This is a genomic window from Lysinibacillus sp. GbtcB16 (assembly GCF_019091145.1).
Taxonomy (GTDB): domain Bacteria; phylum Bacillota; class Bacilli; order Bacillales_A; family Planococcaceae; genus Lysinibacillus; species Lysinibacillus fusiformis.
The window spans coordinates 1-794 of sequence record NZ_JAGXJV010000077.1; the positions used below are offsets into that span (position 1 = coordinate 1).

A 794-nucleotide genomic window follows, 5' to 3' on the forward strand; every position below is an offset into this window, starting at 1 on the left:
ATCTTATCAGGTACAATTGCAACTTCTGCTAGTGCTGCAGTTGAAGGAAAGAAATACGATGAATTATTACAACAGCAACAAGAAGCTGAACAAAGCGTACAACAAGCATCTATGATTCTTAACCCGTTTGAAGGATTAGGGTTAGATTTAGTTAATTTAGATGATTATGATATTCATGGTATCGATTTAAAGCAATATGATTTGCCAGATCGTTATACAGCACCATCTGACATTCAACAAATCGTTGAATATTTCGAATTAAATAAAGAAGAAACAATTCAATTATTAGAGGCTATTGAAGATCGCGAACAATTAGAGTCACCTGGATATGGTAAATTTACATGGGCTGTAGCAGCAATAAAAAAAGCTTGGCACAAACTTCCTGATAAAGTTAAAGGAGTATTAGGTGGCGCTTCAACAACTAAGTTCTTTCATACTTTAGAGCATTATACAGGAGTACTTGAAGACGGTATTTATGAAGGGTTCTTGAGAGTGACAGGAAATAAAACTTTATCAAGAATGTTAGCTAAAACCGTAATGCTATTGGTATTCTAATGAACGAAAAGTTTATTATCGTGTTAGGTATTTTTATTTGCGCAATTTTCTATTTTGGTGTGGACTATTTACTAAGTTTAAATAGTCCAGTAGCATTTAGTATTGCGGGATTAATAATTATTATTTGGTTGATTTTAATGTTTACAACACGAAAAAAATAGATTAGTAATAAAGTCAAATATTAATATTTGACTTTATTAGAATATAAGGATGTTATTTATGAAATATGTGTCTATTAT

The 794-nt window shown here is 30.9% G+C and carries 2 protein-coding genes; both read left to right on the plus strand.

Annotated elements, in window-relative coordinates; translation table 11 throughout:
* On the plus strand, nt 1–555 hold a 555-nt coding region (locus tag KVT27_RS23355; protein ID WP_217582045.1), incomplete at its 5' end, for a hypothetical protein.
* Complete coding sequence (locus tag KVT27_RS23360; protein WP_217582046.1) at nt 555–716, plus strand: hypothetical protein; 162 nt, start codon at nt 555–557, stop codon at nt 714–716. The genes KVT27_RS23355 and KVT27_RS23360, both read left to right, overlap by 1 nt.
* The last annotated feature ends 78 nt before the right edge of the window (nt 717–794 follow it).

Coding starts and splice junctions, on each gene's coding strand:
- KVT27_RS23360 (WP_217582046.1), top strand. CDS start 555: ATGAACGAAAAGTTTATTATCGTGTTAGGTATTTTTATTTGCGCAATT.